This is a genomic window from Rhizobium sp. CFBP 8752, from assembly GCF_014842035.1.
In the GTDB taxonomy this organism is placed as follows: Bacteria; Pseudomonadota; Alphaproteobacteria; order Rhizobiales; family Rhizobiaceae; genus Neorhizobium; species Neorhizobium soli.
Map to the genome: position 1 here is coordinate 1664634 of NZ_JACYUZ010000001.1, position 21450 is coordinate 1686083.

The following is a 21450-nucleotide window of genomic DNA, read 5'->3' on the forward strand; positions in this document are numbered from 1 at the left end:
CGTTCATCATAAACCTCTTGGTAACGCTGTTCCCCTAGATTGCCTGACAACGGGCCCATCGGGGGCGCTGAGCCCGGACGTAATACAACCACCATGCAAGCGATGAGTGCGGCAGTGTCGAAGAGCATGTTTTCCACAATCCTCCCCAAGGGACGCGTGGCAGTGCCGGGAAAATTTCTCGGTTGTCTTTTTACGGTGATCTTGGCCTTTTCGAGCCTCGCCAGTCCGGCGCATGCCGATCCGAAATATGCAGGGATCGTCGTCGACGCCAAGTCTGGAAAGGTTCTTTACGGCGAGGATCCGGATGGTCTTCGCTATCCAGCTTCGCTCACGAAGATGATGACCCTTTACCTGACCTTCGAAGCGCTCGAGGCTGGTCGTATCACGCTTGACACCAAGGTTCCGGTTTCTGCGCATGCTGCGTCCGAGCCGCCTTCGAAACTGGGTGTGCGCCCCGGCGGCGCCATCAATGTCGATCAGGCGATCCGTGCACTCGTTACGCGGTCGGCCAATGATATGGCGACAGCACTCGGCGAGTTCGTCGGTGGATCCGAAGACCGCTTTGCGCAGATGATGACGAACAAGGCACGTGCCCTCGGCATGACGCGTACGACGTATCGGAACGCACACGGCCTGCCCAACACGGCGCAGATGACGACGGCACGTGATCAGGCGCGTCTCGGCATCGCTCTTCGCCAGCATTTTCCGCAGTATTACGGTTACTTCTCCATCCGCACTTTCAATTTCGGCAAGCAGACGATCGGCAACCACAACCGCCTGGTCGGGACTGTCCGCGGCGTCGACGGTATCAAGACCGGTTATACCCGCGCAGCCGGCAGCAATCTGGCAACGTCGGCACAGCTCGACGGTCGCTCGATCGTTGCAGTCGTGCTCGGTGGCCGCTCCAGCGCTGCTCGTGATGCAACGATGCGCAAGCTTGTTGCGGAATATCTTCCGAAAGCGTCCCGCGGCGGTCAGAGCAACCTGATCTCGCAGGCTCCGTCCGCTCCGGTTCCGACACCATCGCTTCCCGTCGCGAGCCAGCCGCGTGTCGCTGCTGCAGTATCCGATGCCCGTCAGGTTTCGGCTCTCGACCTTCCTAACAGTGGCCCCATGCCCGGCGCTCGCTATGACGAGACGGCAGCACCTGCTGCAACCGCCTATCTCGGCGAACCTTCGCAGAAGCGGACGGCTTCGGCAGCGATGAATTCCGCAATGCTCGGTTCTGGCGCTGTCCCGACCCCTGCCCCGGAATATGTTCCGAAGCGCAGTGGCGCCGGCGAGCGGACCGAAATGGCGGCAATCGATTCGGTCACCACGGCATCCACCCGCGATACGCCCAAAGTGTCTCTCAAGGGTGATGTGTCCGGTTGGGTCATCCAGATTGGCGTCTCGCCCAATCCTTCGATGGCAAACGAACTCCTGCAGGATGCGCAGGATAAAGGCGGCAAGGTATTGCGTTCCGCCAAACCCTTCACAGTCGCCTTCAGCACCAATGGCGGCCAGGTCTATCGGGCACGTTTCGGGGGCTTCGGCGACCAGAAGTCCGCGATCGATGCCTGCAATATCCTGAAGAAGAAAGGCGTGAACTGCTGGGCGTCGATACAGTAATCGGCCCATCAGACGACCACTGAAAAAAGCTGCGCCAGCCACCGTGTTTTGTATCCGCGGGCGCAGTGAAATCTCGATAGTAATGCGTAAACGGGGTTTCCTATGGGAATGAATGAAAACAGTATCGGCTTCGTCGCCAACGCGACGAAGTCCAAGGCCCGCGGCATTGCGCTCAATCCGCTGCACGAAGCGGCCATGCGGCTTGCGGGAATGGGAATGGCGGGAATGAACCTCTCTTCGCGTTCCCGCGAAAAGACCAAGGATCTCGTCACCCTGCTGCTCAGCCATGGAGCCCGTGCGTGGCGCCAGTCGCAGCCACCGGCTCAGATCCATCTGCATGTCGGGCTGCGTGCCGGACGCGCGTCGGTCCGTTTGAGACTTCGCTGACTGAGACTGGGCTGAATAGCTAGAGAAGACCGAGTTCGGCGAGGTGTCGCCGCAACTCTTCCGGCAGCTGGGTGACATCATCTCCCAGTCCGCCGAGGTCCTTCGGGATCTCGTTATCGAGGAGATAGCGCCAGCCCTGAAATGGCCGCTTCGGCATCGGCGCGGTTTCGATGACTTCGGGACCGAGCACCAGCTGGCAACGGCTGATACCATCCTCACCCTTAACTGTGCGAACCTCCAGAAGCTTCTGGCGAGCAGAGACCTGCCCCTTGATCACCCAGTAGAGCGACCCGCCATCGACGAGCTCTTCCACGCGCTTCGGCATCATTCGCGTCGTGTGGATGCTGTGGGGTTCAAGGCCGGCGGACATGGCGGTCAGAGAACGCTCGGCCACCCAGTCCCTCAGGTCCTGGATGGAGTCGGCGCCGACGCAGAGCTTGATCAGATGTAGAGCCATGTCCGTTCAAAGCCGCAAGGACTGCGCCGGGTCAAGTCGGATCTTTCAAAACGGAAAACGTCCCACAGGAAGCTCTCAGCACTCGACCACGTTCACGGCAAGCCCGCCGGTCGAGGTCTCCTTGTACTTCTCGTTCATGTCCATGCCAGTCTGGCGCATGGTTTCAATACAGGCGTCGAGCGGCACGAAATGGCTTCCGTCACCCTTCAGCGCCAGAGACGCCGCCGTCACGGCCTTTACGGCGCCAAGCGCATTGCGCTCTATACACGGCACCTGGACGAGGCCTGCAATGGGATCGCAGGTCATGCCGAGGTGATGCTCGAGCGCGATCTCCGCAGCATTTTCGATCTGCTCCGGCGAACCGCCCATAACGGCGGCGAGACCTGCAGCCGCCATGGCCGCAGCCGACCCGACTTCACCCTGGCAACCGACTTCGGCACCGGAAATCGAGGCATTGTGTTTGATGATGCCGCCGATCGCTGCCGCGGTCAGAAGAAAGGTACGGATGTCTTCCTGCGTCGCGTCGTCGTGAAAATGCAGATAATAGCGAACCGTGGCTGGAATGACCCCGGCGGCACCGTTGGTCGGCGCGGTCACGACACGGCCGCCACCGGCATTCTCTTCGTTGACCGCCATCGCGTAAACAGACAGCCAGTCATTGGCGAGAAGCGGGTTGAGCCGATTGCTGCGCCATTCCTCGTTCAGGCGGTCGTGGATCGCCCGCGCACGGCGCTTCACCTTGAGGCCACCCGGCATGATGCCGTCGACCTTCAGACCGCGATCAATGCAATTCCTCATCGCGTCCCAGATCCGGTCGACGCCTTCGTCGAGTTCGACCTCGGTCATCTTGGTCAGCTCGTTGGCGCGTTTCATCTGGGCAATCGTCAGGCCAGAACCGTGCGACATTTCGAGCATCTGTTTGGCGGACGAGAATGGATAGGGCACGCGCGCATCGCTTGCCGTCTTCTTGGACGCCCGCATCGCCTCCAGTTCGGTGTCGGTCACGACAAACCCGCCGCCGATCGAATAGTAGATGCGCTTCACGAGCAGTCGACCGTCCCGATCCAGCGCCGAAAAGCTCATGCCGTTGGCATGGCCGGGCAGCGGCTGCTTCTTGTCGAAGATCAGGTCCGTTGCCGGCTTGAACTCGTAGCTGGGGTGGCCCGGCGGGGTGACGCGACCGGTACGTTCGACGTCTGCAATGATCGCGTCCATCCGATCGGGATCCACGCTGTGCGGCTCTTCGCCGACAAGACCGAGGATAACCGCCCTGCCCGTTCCGTGCCCAATGCCGGTAAAGGCAAGCGAGCCGTGGAGGCTGACCTTCAGCGCCGCGACGGCAGCACCCGTCGGGCGTGGCCAGTCATTGGAAAGGAGGAGCTCCAGAAAACGATTGGCTGCCGACATCGGCCCCATCGTGTGCGAGCTGGAAGGACCGATACCGATTTTGAAAACGTCGAAAACTGAAAGAAACATGATTGTTCACGGGACCGTTCGTTTGGGCAGAGGCTACGCCAAACCTGAGTTCGGCTCAGGCGATCACCCGACATCCGCTTGGACACGAGCGACATGCATCACAGAGACACGCTCCACAGATAGGTGTTGCAAAATCCTATACCAGGCACACGCCTCTTGCCCGGACAGCCGAAACAAAGCAAGACGAAACGAGGCATACACGATTTGTGGCGAGACCCATGACGACTGCGGACTATATCGCGCTGGCACTGTTTCTCGCCCTCTGGGCCCTTTATTCCTGGCTCACAGCGGGGTCTGGCAGTCGCTTTTTCCCCCGCTTGAGCCTTAACCGGGCCATGGCGGAGCGGCGTCGGAACTGGATCTACAACTCGCTTCGGCGCGATCTCAAGATGATCGACACGCAAATCCTGGCCGGCCTGCAGAACGGGACGGCCTTTTTCGCCTCGACCTCGATCTTCGCGATTGGTGGCTGCTTTGCGCTGCTTGGCTCGACCGACAAGGTGGAGGACGTGTTCAGCAACCTGCCCTTCGTCTATTACGGCGGGCGCACCGCGTTCGAGCTCAAGGTTGCCGGTCTGACGGTGCTGTTCGGCTATTCCTTCTTCAAATTCGGCTGGGCCTACCGTCTGTTCAACTACTGCACCATCCTGTTCGGCGCCTTGCCGATGATGCACGACACGAATGCTGATCGTGCCAAAGCTGAGATCGCCGCAGACCAAGTCATCCAGATGAACACGATCGCCGCCGGCCACTTCAATGCCGGCCTTCGGGCGCTGTTTCTTTCCATCGGCTACCTGGGCTGGTTCGCCGGGCCCTACATGTTCATGGCGATGACCGCGATCGTGGTCTTCGTTCTGACACGCCGCCAGTATTTCTCCGACGCCCGTCTCGCGCTGATGGACCCGGTGAGCGACACCAAAGACAAACAAGAGCGGGACATGCGAACGTGACATCATCAGAGATCCAACCCAATGCCTCCCGCGTGCCGCGCATTGTCTTGATCGATACGCTGCGCGGCGTGGCACTGATCGCCATGGCGACCTATCATTTCACCTGGGATCTCGAATTCTTCGGCTATCTCGATCCGGGGACAGCGACGCAGGGTTTCTTCAAGATCTATGCGCGACTCATCGCCAGTTCGTTTCTGTTTCTCGCCGGCGTCAGTCTGGTCCTTGCACATACGCCGCAGATCCGCTGGCAGTCCTTTGCGAAACGGCTCGGCATCGTTGCCGGTGCAGCCCTTGCCATCAGCGTCGCGACATTCGTCGCCTTCCCGGGCGAATGGATCTATTTCGGCATTCTGCATAACATCGCCCTGTCGAGCCTTATCGGCCTGGCGTTCCTGCGGCTTCCTCCGGCGCTCACGGCTGCGGTCGCCGCGATGATCGCGGTTCTGTTGCTGGTCGATTACGTCGCTATGCCGGGAACTCTCGATTCGGCTCTGTTCGACACGCGCTGGCTCGCCTGGATGGGCTTCGCCGAAGCTCCGCCCCGTTCGAACGATTACGTGCCGTTGTTTCCCTGGGTTGCCGCTCTTCTCGCAGGCGTCGCCGCAACCAAGTTCCTGATGACACGAAACGTGCTGCCGCGCATTGCGGAGGTCCAGACAAGACAGAACCTACTCTCAAAGGCCGGGCAGCACAGCCTGCTGATCTATCTCGTGCATCAGCCGATCCTGATCGGTCTCGTCTATCTCTTCTCGCTGGTCCACCCCGCTCCGCCCCCGGATGTCCGCAAAGGTTACATCTTGAGCTGCGAGAGGGGCTGCATAGAGAGTGCCGACGCCAACATCTGCCGCGCGTTCTGCACCTGCACGGCCGATCGGCTGATTGCCCAGAACCTCATGACGCCCATGCAGTCAGGCGTGATCACACCACAGGACGACCGTATCCAGATGATCGCGCAGGAATGCGCCATCGCTTCGCCGCCTCCCTGAGAGTTCAGGTGCCGACGCCGATTTCGGCGAGACGGGTGAGGCAGGCCTCCTCGACATTGTCGAGTTCAAGCAGCGTTTCCTCGATGTCCTTGCGCTTCTGGCGCAGGTCATCGCGCTTCTCGTCGACCTTCTTCATCAGAAGCTTGAGCTGGCCCATTTCGCCCGGAGGCTCCTTGTAGATCTGTACGATCTCGCGGATCTCCGCGATGGAAAAGCCGATGCGACGTCCACGGAGAATTTCCATGATCAGACGGCGGTCTGCAGCCCTGAAAAGACGCGTACGTCCCCGGCGCTCCGGATGGATCAGGCCCTCATCTTCATAGAAGCGCAAGGTGCGCGTGGAAACGCCGAACTCGCGGGTCAACTCGGTGATGCTGTAATATTTGTTCACGGCCACATCCTGACATTTCTGCCTCAAATAATTGACTTTTACGTAACAGTCAATTTTTCGGATGTTTGCTGCTTTCGTTACCCGATCGCAAACCACCAAGTGGCGAGGCCCAGAAAAGAGAAGAACCCGGTCGTGTCGGTGATCGCAGTCACAAAGACCGCGGAGGAAACCGCGGGATCCGCCCCTGCCCGGTTGAGGAGAATCGGCACCATCAGACCGGCGCTGGCGGCCGCGACCATGTTGATGAGCATCGCCGTCGCAATCAGTCCGCCGATGTTCGGATCCTGAAACCAGAAGCCCGCCACCAGCCCGACGAGTGTGCCGATCAGACACCCATTGATCAGGCCGACGCAGATTTCACGCCGCGCGACGCGCCAGGCATTGTGGATATCGAGATCGCGGGTCGCGATGGCGCGCACCGTGACCGTCATCGTCTGCGACCCCGCATTGCCGCCCATGCCGGCGACGATCGGCATCAGGATCGCGAGTGCGACCACTTCTTCGATCGTAGCCTCGAACAGCGAGATCACCGACGCCGCCAGGAAAGCGGTCAGGAGGTTGACGAGCAGCCAGGGCACGCGCGATCGAGAGATATCGACGACGGTGTCGGACAGTTCTTCATCACCGACGCCGCCGAGGCGCATGATGTCTTCTTCCGCTTCCTCCTGCATCACGTCGACGATGTCGTCGATCGTCAGCACCCCGACCAGCCTGCCGTTTTCATCGACGACGGCGGCCGAGAGAAGGTCGTATTGCTCGAAGAGCTGTGCTGCCTCTTCCTGATCCATATCGGCGGGGATCGGATAGTTGGTCTCCCGCATGATCGTCTCGATCTTCACCTGCCGGTTGGTGCGCAGGATGCGGTCGAGATAGATGACGCCGAGCAGCTTGAAGGTCGGGTCGATGACGAAGACCTGCGTAAAGCTTTCCGGCAGGCCTTCATCTTCGCGCATGTAATCGATCGTCTGGCCCACCGTCCAGAACGGCGGCACGGCCACGAATTCGGTCTGCATGCGGCGTCCGGCCGAGCTTTCCGGATAGTCGAGTGCGCGTCTGAGGCGAACCCGCTCAGTGAATGGAAGCTGCGCGAGAATCTCCTCGCGATCGTCTTTGTCCAGATCTTCGAGAATGTAGACCGCGTCGTCCGAATCGAGACCGCCGATGCCCGCAGCGATCTCCGCGTTCGACATCTGCTCGACGATCTCCATACGGATCGCCTCGTCCACCTCCGTCAGGGCCGTCAGGTCGAAGTCGGTGCCGAGCAGCCGCACCATCGCTTGGCGCTGATCCGGAAGAATCGATTCGAGAAGGTCGCCAAGTTCGGATTCGTGCAGGCGCGCCACGTACTGGCGGAGATAGAGAACATCGCGATCGGCGACCGCCGCCCCGACACGGGCGAGGAAATCGGGGCGAACCGCGCCCTCTTCGGTATAGATGTCGTGAGCCGGATCGTTGGCCTTGCTGCGACCGCGGGTCTCTTCGCCGATATCGCTCATTGCCGCCCTCGCTATCCGCATCTCGCAGGTTGAAGATAACGGCAGAAACTGATTTTCAACAACCAGATAACCGTCTTAGATCGAACGCGTTTGCCGCTTCATTCCAGCTAGAGCAAATGGTCGGGATGGTCCAGTGCGCAATGGTCAAACATCTGTGGCGAAACGGTTCTCGCCATGCCAATGGGAACGCTTGAGAGACGAGGAAGGATAACGAATGGCACCCCTGACGATATTGCGATATCCGGATCCCGGCCTGTCAAAGCCGTGTCAGCCGATTACCGTGTTCGACGCAGCACTCGAGACGTTCGCGCAGGATCTGCTCGCCACCATGCGGGCTGCACCGGGCGTCGGAATCACCGCCGCGCATGTCGGGGTTCACATCCGGCTTGTCGTGCTCGAACTGTCGGAGGGAGACGGTCCGCGCTTTTATGCCAACCCGGTAATCCTTTCGTTCGGTGAACAGCCCATGCGCTACACCGAGGGAAGCGTATCCATGCCAGGTGCGACCGAAGAGGTCGAGCGTCCCGCCATGATCCGGTTCCGCTATCAGCGCCTGGACGGGACGCACGCAGAAGAGGACGCCACGGGCTTTTACTCCGTCTGCATGCAACATGAGATCGACCAGCTGGACGGCGTCTTCTGGCTGAAGCGTCTATCGAGGTTGAAACGCGACCGGTTGGTCCGCAAGTGGGAAAAAGGTCGGTAGAGGAACCAAGGCTGTTCCTGACGGTTATCGAGGCAACCCTCTACCGACTGACGAACCTTACGGAAGGAACCACAATGCCCGCCACCCGCAAGCCCGACGATATTTCCCGCGAAGAAGATTTCCGCGATTACGACGACCGCAACATCGACGAAGGCTGGCCTTATGACGATGCAGCCGGTGCCGGTTCGCGTCCGGTCGGCAACGCCGCCTATGGCGAGCCTGCTGCGAACTTCGAAAGCGATCGTAACGAAGGCTACCAGGTCGAAGGCATCGAGGCCGACGGGCAGCAGGAACGGCTTGTCGACAGCGATACGCCCGCAACGATCGGGGTCGAAGAATCAGACGATCTTGAAGAGCGCATCACGGACGCGATCGAATCGCTCGATATCGCCATGATGGATGCCATCGACGTGCATGTCGATGACGGAGAGGTCACGCTCGAAGGCCTGGTCGACGAGGCATCTGCCGTGCGCATCATCGCTGCCAAGGTAAAAAGCATTTCCGGCGTGAAATCCGTCGTCAACAACCTGCGCGCTGGCGGCGTCGATGGACGTATGCCCGACGAGGACTGAGGCTCGCACGCCGGTCGTTATGACCGTCGCCTCTAACCATCAGACGATTGAACAGGTCACCGTGAGGTGACCTGTTCTCGTTCGTTCACAGTTGGGCCGAAGATCTGCTCGAAAGCCTCACGAAGCCGGATATCGACATCCGTCATCATGACCGGCAGGCCGAGATCGACGAGGCTTGTGACGCCGTAGCCTGATATCCCGCAGGGCACGATGCCGGAGAAATGCGACAGGTCGGGCTCGACGTTGAGCGACAGGCCGTGGAAGCTCACCCAGCGGCGCAGGCGAATACCCAGTGCGGCGATTTTGTCCTCGGTGACCGACCCGTCGAGCATGGCGGGCTTGTCCGGCCGCTTTACCCAGACACCAACACGATCCTCGCGCCGCTCGCCGCGAACGTTCATCATGTCGAGCGTCTGGATGACCAGCTCCTCAAGGCCCGCCACATAGGCTCGAACGTCCTGACGCCGGCGCTTCAGGTCCAGCATGACGTAGGCAACGCGCTGGCCCGGGCCATGATAGGTGTATTCTCCGCCGCGACCCGTCGCAAATACGGGAAACCGATCCGGCTCGATGAGGTCGGCGGTCTGGGCGCTGGTACCCGCTGTATAAAGCGGCGGATGCTCCAGCAGCCAGACGAGTTCGTCGGCATGGCCGTCGGCAATGGCTGCAACCTCCGCCTCCATCGTGGCGATCGCCTCGTCGTAAGGCACGAGTTCGTCCGAAACCCGCCATCTTACGGGCGGACAGTCGGCTTGCGGCAGCATGGAGAGATTGAGATCGGTGCGTGTCAGCATGGTCAGTCTTCTGTCAAAAGCGAACAAGGGCGGCAAGAGCCTTGTTTCCGGGACTTTATATAAGGTTATCCCCAACCCGTTTAAATCCTTCAAAAATCTGTCACGACGCACTTGTGCACCCCAAATCCTTTTGCTACATGCTCGCTCGCCGGAGCAATTCGGCTCTACCACGGATGCGGTCGTGGCGGAATTGGTAGACGCGCAGCGTTGAGGTCGCTGTGGGGCAACCCGTGGAAGTTCGAGTCTTCTCGACCGCACCAAAAGAACCCGGCTTCGGCCGGGTTTTTTCGTTTCTGGCGTCAAGCGACGTTTCAAGCCTCGTCATGTCACCCAATTCACATCTTCACAAACGAATTGACTTCTTGCTCCCTCTGGAACATAAACAGAACAACACAGGAGCGTAACATGGCAACCGCAGAAAAATTCATCGTTCTCCAATTCAAGAAGAACCGCGGCCACATCGTCCCCGGTGAAATGCGCCAGGCCTCGAACGCAGCTTCGGCCGAGAAGATCGCGACGGCCATGTCGGTGCGCGTCATCGGTGTCGCAGCCTATTCTGTGATGGTGGACGAAGAGACGGGCGATATGACCTCCCCGCGCCTTCTCATCGAGCACGGCGAGACCACGGAACTCGCGGCCTAACATACCGCGACCTCGACTTCCGAGCATCGGATATGTTTTCCGGTGCTTGCAGCGTCAAGCGTTGCTGATGTGCCCGCACCTGCGGCTTGCCGACAAGGTCAGCCTGTGTTTGAACTCAGGTTCAATTGAAAGCGCAGGCCAATGCCCCCAAAGACTTCCGAAAACCCGCTCAAGGGCATGGCGATCATGGCCTCGTGTATGGCCATTCTGCCTGTCATGGATGCCATCGCCAAATACATGGCGAATTTCGAGCACATGTCGCCCGGACAGGTCACCTTCTATCGGTTCCTGTTCCAGTTCCTGAGCCTGCTGCCGCTGGCACTGCTTACCGCCCGGTCGCTCATCCATGCGAACCGCCCGTGGATGAACCTGTTGCGCGGCACGTTGCATGCGTCGGCAAGCCTGATGTTTTTTGCCGCCGTCAAATATATGCCGCTTGCCGATGTGTTCGCGATCTACTTCGTTGAACCCTTCATGCTGACGATGATGTCGGCCATTTTTCTCGGAGAGAGGGTCGGCTGGCGGCGCTGGCTTGCCATCGTCGTTGGATTCGGTGGTGCGATGATCGTGATCCAGCCGAGCTATTCGATATTCGGCTGGACGGCGCTTCTGCCGGTCGCCTGCGCCTTTCTCTTCACGCTCTATCTGTTTCTCAATCGCGCCATTGGTGAGAGTGATTCGCCGCTGGTGATGCAAACCATCGCCGGCCTCGGCGGCACCGTCTTCATGGGCCTCGCGATGACGGCCGGAAGCGGTTTCGGCGTGACCGACTTCGAGCCGTCCCTGCCCGCCTCCGCGCTCGGGTTGCTGCTGCTGGTCGTATTGGGGTCGATCTCGGGATACATGCACCTCCTCGTCGTCAAGGCGTTCAGGATGGCACCCCTGTCGCTGCTCGCACCCTTTCAGTATTTCGAGATCATTTCGGCGACCGTCCTTGGCTATGCGCTGTTTGGTGACTTTCCGACGGCATCGAAATGGTTTGGCATCCTCATCATCGTGGCCTCGGGCCTGTTCATCATCTGGCGCGAACATGCGCAGTCGAAACAGCTGGTGCCTGCGTGACCTTCGTTGACAACAACCATCAAACATCGTGAAAAGACCTCATGAGCCAAGACCCGATGTCCCCTGACAATCCCATGCTTCTGAGCGGATATTCCAATGTTCCGCCGGGAATGATCGCGACCGTGGTAACCTGTCTGGAGATGCAGGAACGACCGGAACCGGGTTCGATGCCGCCTGTAGGATCGCTTACCGTCGAGCACTGGCCGTCGCCGTCGATCGAGGATTATCGCGCGCTCTACAGGTCGGTCGGCGAACACTGGATGTGGACCTCGCGCCTCATCATGGATGACAGCGAGCTTTCCGCTATCCTTCAAGACCCATTGGTCGAAGTTCATGCCCTGATAGATGGCGATCGCGCGGTTGGGCTTCTGGAACTCGATTTTCGCAAGCAGGGTGAATGCGAGATTGGCTATTTCGGTCTCGCCGCCGGTACGATCGGCAAGGGTGCCGGCCGGTTCTTGATGAACGCTGCAATCGAGAAGGCGTGGTCTCGACCGATCTCGCGCCTATGGGTTCACACCTGCCATCTCGATTCGGCGCAGGCGCTGCCATTTTACCAGCGCTCCGGCTTCAAACCCTTCAAGATGATGGTCGAAGTCGTCGATGATGTGCGGCTGACGGGGTTGGTGCCGCGCAGCGCATCTCCGCAGGCGCCGATCATCGAGCCCTGACCGATCACCCGATTGCGACTATTCATACCGTCTTCCGGCTTGAGCCCGGACCACTTGCCGTGCAAAAGTCCCGGCAGAATCTTATAGATAAAATGGAGTGACACCATGGATGTCCGCGCCGCCGTTGCCGTTCAGGCTGGCAAACCGCTCGAAGTGATGACCGTACAGCTGGAAGGCCCTCGCGCCGGCGAAGTGCTGATCGAGATCAAGGCGACCGGCATCTGCCACACCGACGATTTCACCCTGTCGGGCGCCGATCCGGAAGGCCTCTTCCCTGCCATTCTCGGCCATGAGGGCGCCGGCATCGTCGTTGATGTCGGACCGGGCGTCACCTCGGTCAAGAAGGGCGACCACGTCATTCCGCTCTACACGCCGGAATGCCGCGAGTGCTATTCCTGCACATCGCGCAAGACCAACCTTTGCACCTCGATCCGCACCACGCAGGGCCAGGGCGTGATGCCTGACGGCACCAGCCGGTTTTCGATCGGCAAGGACAAGATCCACCACTATATGGGTTGTTCGACATTCTCGAACTTCACCGTTCTGCCCGAGATTGCCGTTGCCAAGGTCAATCCCGACGCGCCTTTCGACAAGATCTGCTACATCGGCTGCGGTGTCACGACGGGCATCGGCGCCGTCATCAATACGGCCAAGGTGGAAATCGGTTCGACCGCGATCGTCTTCGGTCTAGGCGGCATCGGCCTTAACGTCCTTCAGGGCCTGAGGCTTGCCGGTGCCGACATGATCATCGGCGTCGACATCAATCCCGACCGCAAGGAATGGGGCGAGAAGTTCGGCATGACACATTTCGTCAACCCGAAAGAGGTCGGCGAAGACATCGTGCCCTATCTCGTCAACATGACCAAGCGCAACGGCGACCTGATCGGCGGCGCCGACTACACGTTCGATTGCACCGGCAATACCAAGGTCATGCGCCAGGCGCTCGAATCGTCGCATCGCGGCTGGGGCAAGTCGGTCATCATCGGCGTTGCCGGCGCCGGTCAGGAGATCTCGACCCGTCCGTTCCAGCTGGTCACCGGCCGCAACTGGATGGGCACGGCCTTCGGCGGCGCCCGTGGACGCACCGACGTGCCGAAGATCGTCGACTGGTACATGGAAGGCAAGATCCAGATCGATCCAATGATCACCCACACGATGCCGCTCGAAGACATCAACAAGGGTTTCGAGCTGATGCATTCGGGCGAAAGCATCCGTGGCGTGGTGGTCTATTGACCACCGGGCCGTCCTACACGACCGACGTGCGGAGGCTCGAAGAGTTCTCCGCACTCGATCTCTATGCCATGCTGAAGATGCGCGTGGACGTGTTCGTCGTCGAGCAGGAATGCCCCTATCCGGAACTTGACGGCAACGATCCGGCCTGTCTGCATCTGCGTCTTCTCGACGGCCGCGATCTGCTTGCCTGCGCCCGCATCTGGCGGCCGGAGCCTTCGGACAATCCGCGTATCGGCCGCGTTGCCGTCTCGCCGGATCATCGGGGCAAGCGGCTCGGCGAAGCGTTGATGCGCGAATCGATCGCCGCCTGCGAACAGGCCTATCCCGGAGAAACGATCGAGATTTCCGCGCAGGCGCATCTTCAGAAATTCTATGCCTCGTTCGGCTTCTCGCCGATATCAGAGGAGTATCTGGAGGACGGTATTCCGCATGTGGACATGCTGAGGGCAAAGCCTTGATCTATGTCGATGCCGATGCCTGCCCCGTGAAGGCGGAAATCCTCAAAGTCGCGGAGCGTCACGCGTTTGAGGTGACGTTTGTTGCCAATTCTGGCTTGCGTCCGTCCCGCGATCCGATGGTGAAGAACGTCATCGTCTCGGCCGGTTTCGACGCCGCCGACGACTGGATCGCGGAGCGTGCCGGCCCTGCCGACATCGTCATCACGGCCGACGTGCCGCTTGCCGTGCGTTGTGTGGCCGCCAGTGCCTTTGTCACGGGACCGACCGGGCGCGTGTTCGACGAGACCAATATCGGCATGGCGAGCGCCATGCGCGATCTTGGGCAGCATCTGCGCGAGACGGGCGCAAGCAAGGGCTATAACGCAGCCTTCTCGCCACGCGACCGATCCAAATTCCTGGAGACGCTGGACAGGCTCTGCCGGCGCGCCAAATCAAACGGCTAGACTGCGCTATCGAGGCGGTACGGGAGGGCGGATGTCAACACAACAGGGCAAGGCATCGCTGTGGTACTGGCGCCGCCGCCGGCATGGGCCCTTCTTCGCGTCGGCGATCGTCGCAGTCGTCGCGTTGCCTGTGCTGATCTGGCAGCTGCCGGAGCTTGCCGCAGCGCTGACGGCGATCATCTTTTTCGTCGTCTATCTTGGATTGATGGCATTCCGAATCCCGCATCTGGACGCCGACCGCTTCGAGAAAAGCGGCCAGAACACCGACGAACCGGCACCGCTTATCCTGGCCGTCACGCTTGCAGCGGCGGCGATTTCGTTGGTGACGCTGTTTGAAGCGATGAACGACAAGCAGACGTCAGGTGCGTTGGATGTGATGGTCGGCTTCGCCGCCGTCATTCTCGGCTGGTTTTCGCTGCACATGATGTTTGCCCTACATTACGCCCATCTCTACTGGCGCCCCGGCGACGACAAGGTCGAGGGCCCGGTTGGCGGCCTCGACTTTCCCGGAACCGATCGTCCGGGCGGCTGGGAGTTTCTCTATTTCGGCTATATCATCGGCATGACCGCCCAGACGTCCGATGTCGCGATCACGGCGACCGACATGCGCAGGATCAATCTCCTCCACTCGGTCGTGTCTTTCTTTTTCAATACGGTGCTGGTAGCCGCTGCGGTCAACGCAGTCGTTTCGCTGGCCGGCTAAAGCCCCAACATCGAGGAACATGACCGATGAAGATCATCTCACAGAACACCGCATTCGGCGGCATGCAGGGCGTCTATTCGCATCGGTCGGATGCCTGCAAATGCGACATGACGTTTGCCGTGTTCGTGCCACCGCAGGCGGTGTCCGAGCCGTGCCCTGTCCTCTGGTTTCTATCGGGCCTCACCTGCACCCATCAGAACGTGATGGACAAGGGCGAGTATCGCCGGCTGGCTGCAGAGCTCGGTCTCGTCATCGTCTGCCCCGACACAAGCCCGCGCGGAGACGACGTCGCGGATGAGGCGACCAACTGGCAGATGGGCAAGGGTGCCGGATTTTACCTCGATGCCACGCAGCAGCCCTGGGCCGAGAACTACCAGATGTACACCTACATCACGCAGGAACTGCCCGCTCTCATCGGCGAGCACTTCCGTGTCGACATGAGCAGGCAGGGGATTTTCGGCCACTCCATGGGTGGCCATGGCGCCATGACGATTGCTCTCAAAAACCCCGACCGGTTCAAGAGCTGCTCGGCCTTTGCGCCCATCGTCGAGCCGACAACCGCTGACTGGTCTGCGCCGGCGCTCGAGAAGTATCTCGGTTCCGATCAGTCAACGTGGCGGCCATACGATGCCTGCGCGCTGGTGAAGGACGGGGCGCATTTTCCGGAATTCCTGCTCGATCAGGGCAAGGCCGACAACTTCCTCGACAGCGGCCTGCGGCCATGGCTGTTCGAACAGGCAATCGAGGGCAAGGATATTGCCCTGACGCTCAGACTGCATGAGCGCTACGACCATTCCTACTTCTTCATCTCGACATTCATGGACGACCATCTGCGCTGGCACGCCGAGCGTCTGGCCTAATCGCCCGTCCGAGGATCAGGACGCCCGCGCGCAATCGCTCGCGGGCGTAAAATCTCAATTCTTGTCGACTGCCCAGGCACCGGGGCCGGAGAAGACGAGATACAGGAAAATGAAGCAGAACAGGATGGCGCCTTCGCCGCCGTTCAGCGCCGGCCAGAAGCCCTTGCTGGCATGCGCCATGAAATAGGCGACGGCCATCTGGCCGGACAGCAGAAACGCGACCGGGCGGGTCATAAAGCCGACAACCAGCAAGGCGCCACCGACCACTTCAAGCAGCGCTGCGATCAGCAGAAGCGGCGGCAAAGCACCGTCGCCCATCGGTGCCGGAAAACCGAACAACTTCATAGTGCCGTGCTCGATGAAGAGCAGGGCTGCAACGATTCTTAGCACGGCCAGCGCCTGCGGACGGTATTGTCCCAGACTATTGAAAAACTGCATGTCAAATCCCTCTCGTAGCATTGCCGCGGCTGCGCGGCAGCAAACGAGTTAAGCTCGGTTTGCCTGCGGAAATCAAATGCATTTCATCAAGAATCAGGGCTCGAACAGGGCAGATGTGATGGTTGCGGAATGTCCGCTGCGCAGACGGAACTCGCTTGCCACCCGGTCGGCAATCTTTCTGGCAAGAGCTGCATCGGCATCCTTGTTGCCGAAAAGGAAGACCGACGTTTCGAAGGAGCCCGTCGCGACCGGTTCACCTGTCGAGACGGAGACGGCCTGAACCGTGACCCTCGCCTCCAGCCGCCGGCCGAAGACGACGGGAACGGGCGCTGCGCGGTCGATCCTGACGGAGATGATGGTTCGCGGCAGCATGCTCGGCCGCATCGTCGAGCGGACAGCCTCATCGATCAGCATGTCGGTGGCAATGACGAGGCCCTGTGGCACGTCGGGCCGTGCCGTCACGAAAGCTCCCCTGACGTCGTAAAGAAGCTTGTCGCGCACACCATCTTCCAACGGCATGCGAAACGCCATCAGCGATGGCGTCAGGGTCAAGATCAGGGCTAGGCGCAGGACACCGGAACGCATGGGGAAACTCGATACGCAGACTGTACCGATCTTCCCCCAACAGGGTTAGAGAAGGATTAAATCCGCCCTGTGGTTGCGTCGAAAACCGCAGCAGCAGCCTGCATCTCTTCGAACCGCTTTGCCCGGCGGTGTTCCGCCTCGGCATCGGATCCCCAATGTTCGATTGCCCAATCTTCCTCCAGATGCGCGATCCGCCATGTGTCATCGACGGAGAGTTCACCTTCGGCAAAAGCAATTGCCAGAATTGCGGAGCCCGTCAGCGATGTCACCGTATGGAGAGATGCGAGCTCGATCGGGGACGCATACTTGCGCAACACCCCGGAAAGGGCGGCGATCGCTTCCTTAGGCTGCTCCTTGGGCATGACACCCTCGATCACCTCGAAGCGCGCACCGATCGCGTTCGCTGCCCAGTCGAGGACGGGATCCCATTGCTCGGCCTGGCGAAGCGCAAGGTTTGCAGGTGTTTCTGCGCGGTAGCACAGCATGTCGCTCGACGAGAAGCGAAGGATGTCCTCGAACACGGCCTGCGGGTCGGCGGCAATGCCGTCGATCGCGGTGTTGACGAGCCGTGTCACCGGCATCGTGCGCGGATCGATCACATCCACCTGCGATGCCCATTCGTCACGAACGAGTTCGGCAACCCGTGTGGTCGGCATTCTCAAGGCGTTCTTGGCGGGTGTCTTCACCGGCCGCCCGTCGAGAAGGATAGCGAAGTCACCCTCGCCCGCCTCAACCGAGACTTCCTTGTAGAAGCGCTTCGGCAGAGGCTTGTGCATCTGGATCTGTGCCCGTCGGGTCGGGTCTTCGTGGCTCAAACCGGCGTTCGGGTCGGATAGTATGTCGCGCATGGAAAACCCTCAGCCGATCAACGGCAGCAATTCGCTTGGATGATGGACGATGTGGTCGGCTCCGGCCTTCTGAAGCTCGCCAACCGAGGCGTATCCCCAGGAAACACCGATTGCCGTTGCACCGGCCGCCTTTGCCATCTGCATGTCGTAGATCGCATCGCCAATGACAAGAGTGTCTTCGGGCGACACGCCCGTCGCGTCGCAGCATTCGGTGACCATCGCCGGATGGGGTTTGGACGGGCAATCATCTGCCGTGCGGCTGACGACGAAATGGTCTGCATAGCCGTGCGTGTTCATGATCATGTCGAGGCCGCGACGGGATTTGCCGGTGACAGCGCCGATCAACAGGTCGTCTCGCGGTCCGATCGTCTCGATCAGGTCCTTTATCCCATCGAACAAAGGCTCGCGGAAATCGAGATCCTGGCGCACCACGGAAAAGAGCGACTTGTAGTAGGCCATCATCTCGACGGCCTCCTCATCGGCATGCGGCTTGCCGTCGATGCGGGCGATCGCGATATCGAGCGTCAGGCCGATGATCGACTTGGTCTGCGCCAATGTGGGTTCAGCCTTGCCGAAGTGACGGAAGGTGCGCAGCATCGTCTCGTGGATCAGTTCGGCGCTGTCGACCAGCGTGCCGTCGCAATCGAACAGGACAAGCTTCATTCCTGGTCCTCCCGCCGACCGTTCTCCATGTCGAAGCCCAGAAGGTTCCAGGACTGCACCATGTGCGGCGGCAGCGGAGCCGTGACCCGCAGACGACCGCCATCCGGATGCGGGATGTCGATGTGGCGCGCGTGCAGATGCAGCTTTTTCTGGATGCCGCCCGGGAACGGCCAGTTGTGATCGTCGTCGAAATATTTCGGATCGCCGATGATCTGGTGACCGAGATGCAGCGCATGGACACGCAGCTGGTGCGTACGGCCGGTATAGGGCTCCATCTCCAGCCACGCCATCGTCTGCGCGGCGGTTTCCAGAACGCGGTAGTAGGAGACCGCGTGATCGGCGCCCTCCTCACCATGCCTGGCGATCCGCATGCGGTCGCCGTCGGGCGTCTGTTCCTTGACCAGCCAGTTGGAAATCTTGTCCTCGCGCTTGCGCGGCACGCCCTTGACCAGGGCCCAGTAGGTTTTTTTGGTATCGCGCTCGCGGAATGCCGCGGTCAGCTTCTGTGCAGCACCGCGGGTTCGGGCAACAACCAGGACGCCTGATGTGTCGCGGTCGATCCGGTGGACGAGACGCGGTTTTTCGCCTCTCTTGTTGGTGAAGGCATCCATCATCTGGTCGATATGGCGGGTCACGCCGGATCCGCCCTGTACAGCCAGACCCGCGGGCTTGTTGAGGACGAAGACCTTATCGTCTTCATGCAGCATCATCCGCTGCAAAAGCTCGTAGTCGCCGGCGTGCTTCAGATCCTTGCCCGCGATCGGCCCGCTGTTCTTCGCGTCGGTATCCATCGGAGGAATGCGGACCATCTGGCCGGGCTCGACGCGCGTGTCGCTTTTCACACGGCCACCGTCGATCCGCACCTGTCCGGAGCGCAGTAGTTTCTGTAGAGGGCCGAAGCCGAGACCCGGGAAATGGATCTTGAACCAACGGTCGAGGCGCATGCCTGCCTCGTCCGCCTCGACGCGGATATGCTCGATGCCTGCCATCAAAGCTCTTTCATCTTATCTGTGATCAGTCCTGCCCTTTAGAGCATTGCCCGCCCGAGCGCCAGCCCGGCAAAGACTGCACACAGCGACACGCCGACGCTGGCGATCACATAACTTGCTCCCGCCACGGTCGCACCGCGCTCGAAAAGCGAGATGACGTCCAGCGAAAAGGCCGAGAATGTCGTGAAGCCGCCGAGAAATCCAGTCACCAGCAGGAGACGCATCTCAGGCGAGGCGTTGAGGCGCCGAGCAATCACCTCGCTTAGCAAACCGATTGCGAAACAGCCGACGATGTTGACGGTCAGCGTTCCCCAGGGAAAGTTCGGCCCGAACCGGCGCAGCGTCCAGACGCCCACGAGGTAGCGGGCGACGGAACCGAATGCGCCGCCGAGTGCGACAAGTATGATATTGATCATCGAGATATCCAGAAAAGTCCTAAATCGTGCCTACCGTTAAAGTGCCGGGATTTCGGTTAAATCGCGGCAAACTCGGCGCATATTACATATGTGCCGAATGGGTTGAAGGCGGTTGCTATGGTTCAGTTGACGACAATTTCGGCAAGCATGGCAGCGCTCGCCATAGAGACGTTACGAACGCCGCCGCAACTGTCCGTCAAAGCGAGAATTGGTGAGGCCAAACGTGTCGCCGAACGCGCTTCTGCGCGTGATCAGAGTGCGACCGATCCGACGGTCACCGGGGCGATGACGCTTGCGACCAGCCTGTCTCTCGATTTCCTCGATGCCGGCCAGCAGCCTCCGCAGCAGCAGGCATCGCTGCAGATGGCCGAAGCCGCCTATCGTGACACGGAAGAGTGACCTTCAGACCCCGAGTACAAGAAGTCCGACACCCTGAATGCCGCTGAGGAAGCGGCGCCAGCTTTCGGGTATCGTGAAATACATCCGCTTGGCGAATGGACGGATGACCGGAAGCCAAGCCTGCGCGTAGAGGCGCCCTTTCCACGAGAAGGGCAGGCTATAGCCGTTCAGCACCAGTTTCTGGTTTGCCCAGGATTGTTTGTAGGCGCCATCGCCGCCGAGAAGATCGTAGGTCTTGATCCTGTTGTCGATCAGCCAGCAGACTGTCATTTCCATCTGCACCTTGCCGGCGGAGAGATGCCGCAGGCTCCAGTCGAAGCTTCCGAGATAGGCATAGTAGTGCCCTGCCCGCACGAAGCCGAGCTCCATCGCCACCGTGACATCGCCGGCCCGCAGGATCGAAAGGCACGCACCCTCTAGCAACGCGGCATCACCCGTCAGGCTCGCCAGGAAATCGTCCAGGCCATCGAAGGAAAAACCGCTGCTGCTTCTCCCGGTCTCGCGCAGCCAGACCCGCTTCATCGCCGCACATTCGCGAACGTATTCGGCAAACCTTTGATCGGAGGGCCAGATCATCTCGAAGGTGAGTTCGCCGAGCCGCGCCAGGTGGTTGCGCCGACGGTTGCGATTGCGCTTCTTCAATTTGCCGCCGTGCGAGCGGTATGCGTCCGAGCCCGCAAACTGCGTGAGATCGAGCACGGCGCTGCTTCCGCCGTAGCCGCGGATCTTCGGCTGTGAGCGAAGCAGAAGACCCAGCGAGGATTGATGCGGAACGGGGTGAAAGATCGCGACATCGCAATCGGGCATCATCTCGATACGGGTCAGCAACTTGCCCATCAGCAATCCGGCAAGATGGGCGTCGTCGCACAGGAGATTGCAGTATTGCGAGTGAGGGGCGCCGAGGTTTTCCAATACCCTTATGCCGCTGACGGTCTGAACCATCAGAGGCCAGACTGCGACGAGACTGCCGTTCCGCCACACAGTCTCGATCCGGAATTCGAACGCGGAGCCATCGCCGGCAAAGGCTGCGACCCAGCCGCGGCACCAATCGAAACTCTGAAAATAGGTCAGCCGGTCTTCGCACCGGCTTTCAAGGGCCCGCCAGGCGTCGGCAACCGTGTCGATTTCCGCGAGCGTGCTGAGGCGTCGGTAAATACCGGCGTCCGGTTCCGGTGCACTGGAAATATCCACGATCTTCGTCCCCACAAAGCCAA

At 60.3% G+C, this 21450-nt stretch carries 27 protein-coding genes and 1 tRNA gene; 16 read left to right on the plus strand and 12 right to left on the minus strand.

Going from position 1 to position 21450, the window contains the following annotated elements:
• Positions 1-93: 93 nt before the first annotated feature.
• The gene (locus tag IFT59_RS07935) at positions 94-1611 is read left to right on the plus strand and encodes a D-alanyl-D-alanine carboxypeptidase (protein ID WP_062456988.1); all 1518 of its coding nucleotides are present in this window, start codon (positions 94-96) and stop codon (positions 1609-1611) included.
• Between the two features lie 102 nt (positions 1612-1713).
• Positions 1714-1998, plus strand: a complete 285-nt coding sequence (locus IFT59_RS07940) for a hypothetical protein (RefSeq protein ID WP_062456991.1) — start codon at positions 1714-1716, stop codon at positions 1996-1998.
• A gap of 19 nt (positions 1999-2017) precedes the next feature.
• On the opposite strand, the gene IFT59_RS07945 is transcribed toward IFT59_RS07940, so the two are convergent.
• Complete coding sequence (locus tag IFT59_RS07945; RefSeq protein ID WP_192086574.1) at positions 2018-2455, minus strand: DUF1489 family protein; 438 nt, start codon at positions 2453-2455, stop codon at positions 2018-2020.
• Between the two features lie 75 nt (positions 2456-2530).
• Entirely contained in the window at positions 2531-3931 is a 1401-nt protein-coding gene (locus IFT59_RS07950; protein WP_192086575.1) for an L-serine ammonia-lyase, read from the minus strand.
• Between the two features lie 218 nt (positions 3932-4149).
• Here IFT59_RS07950 and IFT59_RS07955 point away from each other — a divergent pair, with 218 nt between their 5' ends.
• Both IFT59_RS07955 and IFT59_RS07960 read left to right on the plus strand, forming a co-directional pair.
• Complete coding sequence (locus IFT59_RS07955; protein WP_062457000.1) at positions 4150-4881, plus strand: DUF599 domain-containing protein; 732 nt, start codon at positions 4150-4152, stop codon at positions 4879-4881.
• Entirely contained in the window at positions 4878-5867 is a 990-nt protein-coding gene (locus IFT59_RS07960) for a heparan-alpha-glucosaminide N-acetyltransferase domain-containing protein (protein WP_192086576.1), read from the plus strand. Before IFT59_RS07955 ends, IFT59_RS07960 begins: the two co-directional genes overlap by 4 nt.
• A 4-nt stretch (positions 5868-5871) precedes the next feature.
• Here the strand turns inward: IFT59_RS07960 and IFT59_RS07965 are convergent, their stop codons facing one another.
• Both IFT59_RS07965 and mgtE read right to left on the minus strand, forming a co-directional pair.
• Complete coding sequence (locus IFT59_RS07965; protein WP_092662576.1) at positions 5872-6258, minus strand: MerR family transcriptional regulator; 387 nt, start codon at positions 6256-6258, stop codon at positions 5872-5874.
• A gap of 77 nt (positions 6259-6335) precedes the next feature.
• Positions 6336-7754, minus strand: coding sequence for a magnesium transporter (gene mgtE / locus IFT59_RS07970; protein ID WP_192086577.1), 1419 nt, complete (start codon positions 7752-7754; stop codon positions 6336-6338).
• Positions 7755-7968: 214 nt separating this feature from the next.
• On the opposite strand from mgtE, the gene IFT59_RS07975 reads away from it, so the two are divergent.
• Together IFT59_RS07975 and IFT59_RS07980 are read left to right on the plus strand one after the other, a co-directional pair.
• Positions 7969-8460, plus strand: coding sequence for a peptide deformylase (locus tag IFT59_RS07975; RefSeq protein ID WP_192086578.1), 492 nt, complete (start codon positions 7969-7971; stop codon positions 8458-8460).
• Positions 8461-8534: 74 nt separating this feature from the next.
• Positions 8535-9032, plus strand: coding sequence for a BON domain-containing protein (locus IFT59_RS07980; RefSeq protein WP_192086579.1), 498 nt, complete (start codon positions 8535-8537; stop codon positions 9030-9032).
• A 56-nt stretch (positions 9033-9088) separates the two neighbouring features.
• Here the strand turns inward: IFT59_RS07980 and lipB are convergent, their stop codons facing one another.
• Positions 9089-9826: a lipoyl(octanoyl) transferase LipB gene (lipB, locus tag IFT59_RS07985; protein ID WP_092662575.1), complete on the minus strand. Its 738-nt coding sequence runs from the start codon at positions 9824-9826 to the stop codon at positions 9089-9091.
• A gap of 175 nt (positions 9827-10001) precedes the next feature.
• On the opposite strand from lipB, the gene IFT59_RS07990 reads away from it, so the two are divergent.
• From IFT59_RS07990 to fghA, 9 genes are all read left to right on the plus strand, one after another.
• A tRNA-Leu gene (locus IFT59_RS07990) sits at positions 10002-10086 on the plus strand.
• A gap of 145 nt (positions 10087-10231) precedes the next feature.
• Positions 10232-10468 (plus strand): hypothetical protein, encoded by a 237-nt coding sequence (locus IFT59_RS07995; RefSeq protein WP_062457020.1) that lies wholly within the window; start codon positions 10232-10234, stop codon positions 10466-10468.
• A gap of 141 nt (positions 10469-10609) precedes the next feature.
• Complete coding sequence (locus IFT59_RS08000; protein WP_062457023.1) at positions 10610-11530, plus strand: DMT family transporter; 921 nt, start codon at positions 10610-10612, stop codon at positions 11528-11530.
• Positions 11531-11571: 41 nt separating this feature from the next.
• The gene (locus IFT59_RS08005) at positions 11572-12201 is read left to right on the plus strand and encodes a GNAT family N-acetyltransferase (RefSeq protein ID WP_249407512.1); all 630 of its coding nucleotides are present in this window, start codon (positions 11572-11574) and stop codon (positions 12199-12201) included.
• Positions 12202-12306: 105 nt separating this feature from the next.
• Complete coding sequence (locus IFT59_RS08010) at positions 12307-13434, plus strand: S-(hydroxymethyl)glutathione dehydrogenase/class III alcohol dehydrogenase (RefSeq protein ID WP_062580660.1); 1128 nt, start codon at positions 12307-12309, stop codon at positions 13432-13434.
• Complete coding sequence (locus tag IFT59_RS08015; RefSeq protein WP_249407513.1) at positions 13431-13892, plus strand: GNAT family N-acetyltransferase; 462 nt, start codon at positions 13431-13433, stop codon at positions 13890-13892. The genes IFT59_RS08010 and IFT59_RS08015 overlap by 4 nt, the downstream gene beginning before the upstream one ends.
• On the plus strand, positions 13889-14335 hold the full coding sequence (locus IFT59_RS08020; protein ID WP_192086580.1) for a YaiI/YqxD family protein: 447 nt from the start codon (positions 13889-13891) through the stop codon (positions 14333-14335). Before IFT59_RS08015 ends, IFT59_RS08020 begins: the two co-directional genes overlap by 4 nt.
• A gap of 31 nt (positions 14336-14366) precedes the next feature.
• Complete coding sequence (locus IFT59_RS08025) at positions 14367-15038, plus strand: DUF1345 domain-containing protein (protein ID WP_113110483.1); 672 nt, start codon at positions 14367-14369, stop codon at positions 15036-15038.
• Between the two features lie 26 nt (positions 15039-15064).
• Positions 15065-15898, plus strand: a complete 834-nt coding sequence (fghA, locus tag IFT59_RS08030; RefSeq protein WP_192086581.1) for an S-formylglutathione hydrolase — start codon at positions 15065-15067, stop codon at positions 15896-15898.
• 54 nt (positions 15899-15952) lie between these two features.
• On the opposite strand, the gene IFT59_RS08035 is transcribed toward fghA, so the two are convergent.
• The 6 genes from IFT59_RS08035 to crcB all read right to left on the minus strand — a co-directional run bounded on the left by IFT59_RS08035 (position 15953) and on the right by crcB (position 19837).
• The gene (locus tag IFT59_RS08035) at positions 15953-16336 is read right to left on the minus strand and encodes a DoxX family protein (RefSeq protein WP_192086582.1); all 384 of its coding nucleotides are present in this window, start codon (positions 16334-16336) and stop codon (positions 15953-15955) included.
• Between the two features lie 93 nt (positions 16337-16429).
• Entirely contained in the window at positions 16430-16921 is a 492-nt protein-coding gene (locus tag IFT59_RS08040; RefSeq protein WP_062457054.1) for a hypothetical protein, read from the minus strand.
• Between the two features lie 56 nt (positions 16922-16977).
• The gene (locus tag IFT59_RS08045) at positions 16978-17769 is read right to left on the minus strand and encodes an ATP12 family chaperone protein (RefSeq protein WP_192086583.1); all 792 of its coding nucleotides are present in this window, start codon (positions 17767-17769) and stop codon (positions 16978-16980) included.
• Positions 17770-17778: 9 nt separating this feature from the next.
• Positions 17779-18432, minus strand: a complete 654-nt coding sequence (locus tag IFT59_RS08050) for an HAD-IA family hydrolase (RefSeq protein WP_062457059.1) — start codon at positions 18430-18432, stop codon at positions 17779-17781.
• Positions 18429-19421 carry an RluA family pseudouridine synthase gene (locus IFT59_RS08055; protein ID WP_062457061.1) on the minus strand — a complete coding sequence of 331 codons (993 nt, stop codon included), beginning with the start codon at positions 19419-19421 and terminating at the stop codon, positions 18429-18431. The genes IFT59_RS08050 and IFT59_RS08055 overlap by 4 nt, the downstream gene beginning before the upstream one ends.
• 38 nt (positions 19422-19459) lie before the next feature.
• Positions 19460-19837, minus strand: a complete 378-nt coding sequence (gene crcB / locus IFT59_RS08060; RefSeq protein WP_062457064.1) for a fluoride efflux transporter CrcB — start codon at positions 19835-19837, stop codon at positions 19460-19462.
• 117 nt (positions 19838-19954) lie between these two features.
• On the opposite strand from crcB, the gene IFT59_RS08065 reads away from it, so the two are divergent.
• A complete protein-coding gene (locus IFT59_RS08065) occupies positions 19955-20236 on the plus strand; it encodes a hypothetical protein (RefSeq protein ID WP_062580651.1) in 282 nt (93 codons plus the stop codon).
• Between the two features lie 3 nt (positions 20237-20239).
• Here IFT59_RS08065 and IFT59_RS23080 read toward each other — a convergent pair whose 3' ends face one another.
• A complete protein-coding gene (locus tag IFT59_RS23080; RefSeq protein WP_192086584.1) occupies positions 20240-21427 on the minus strand; it encodes a GNAT family N-acetyltransferase in 1188 nt (395 codons plus the stop codon).
• Positions 21428-21450 lie beyond the last annotated feature (23 nt).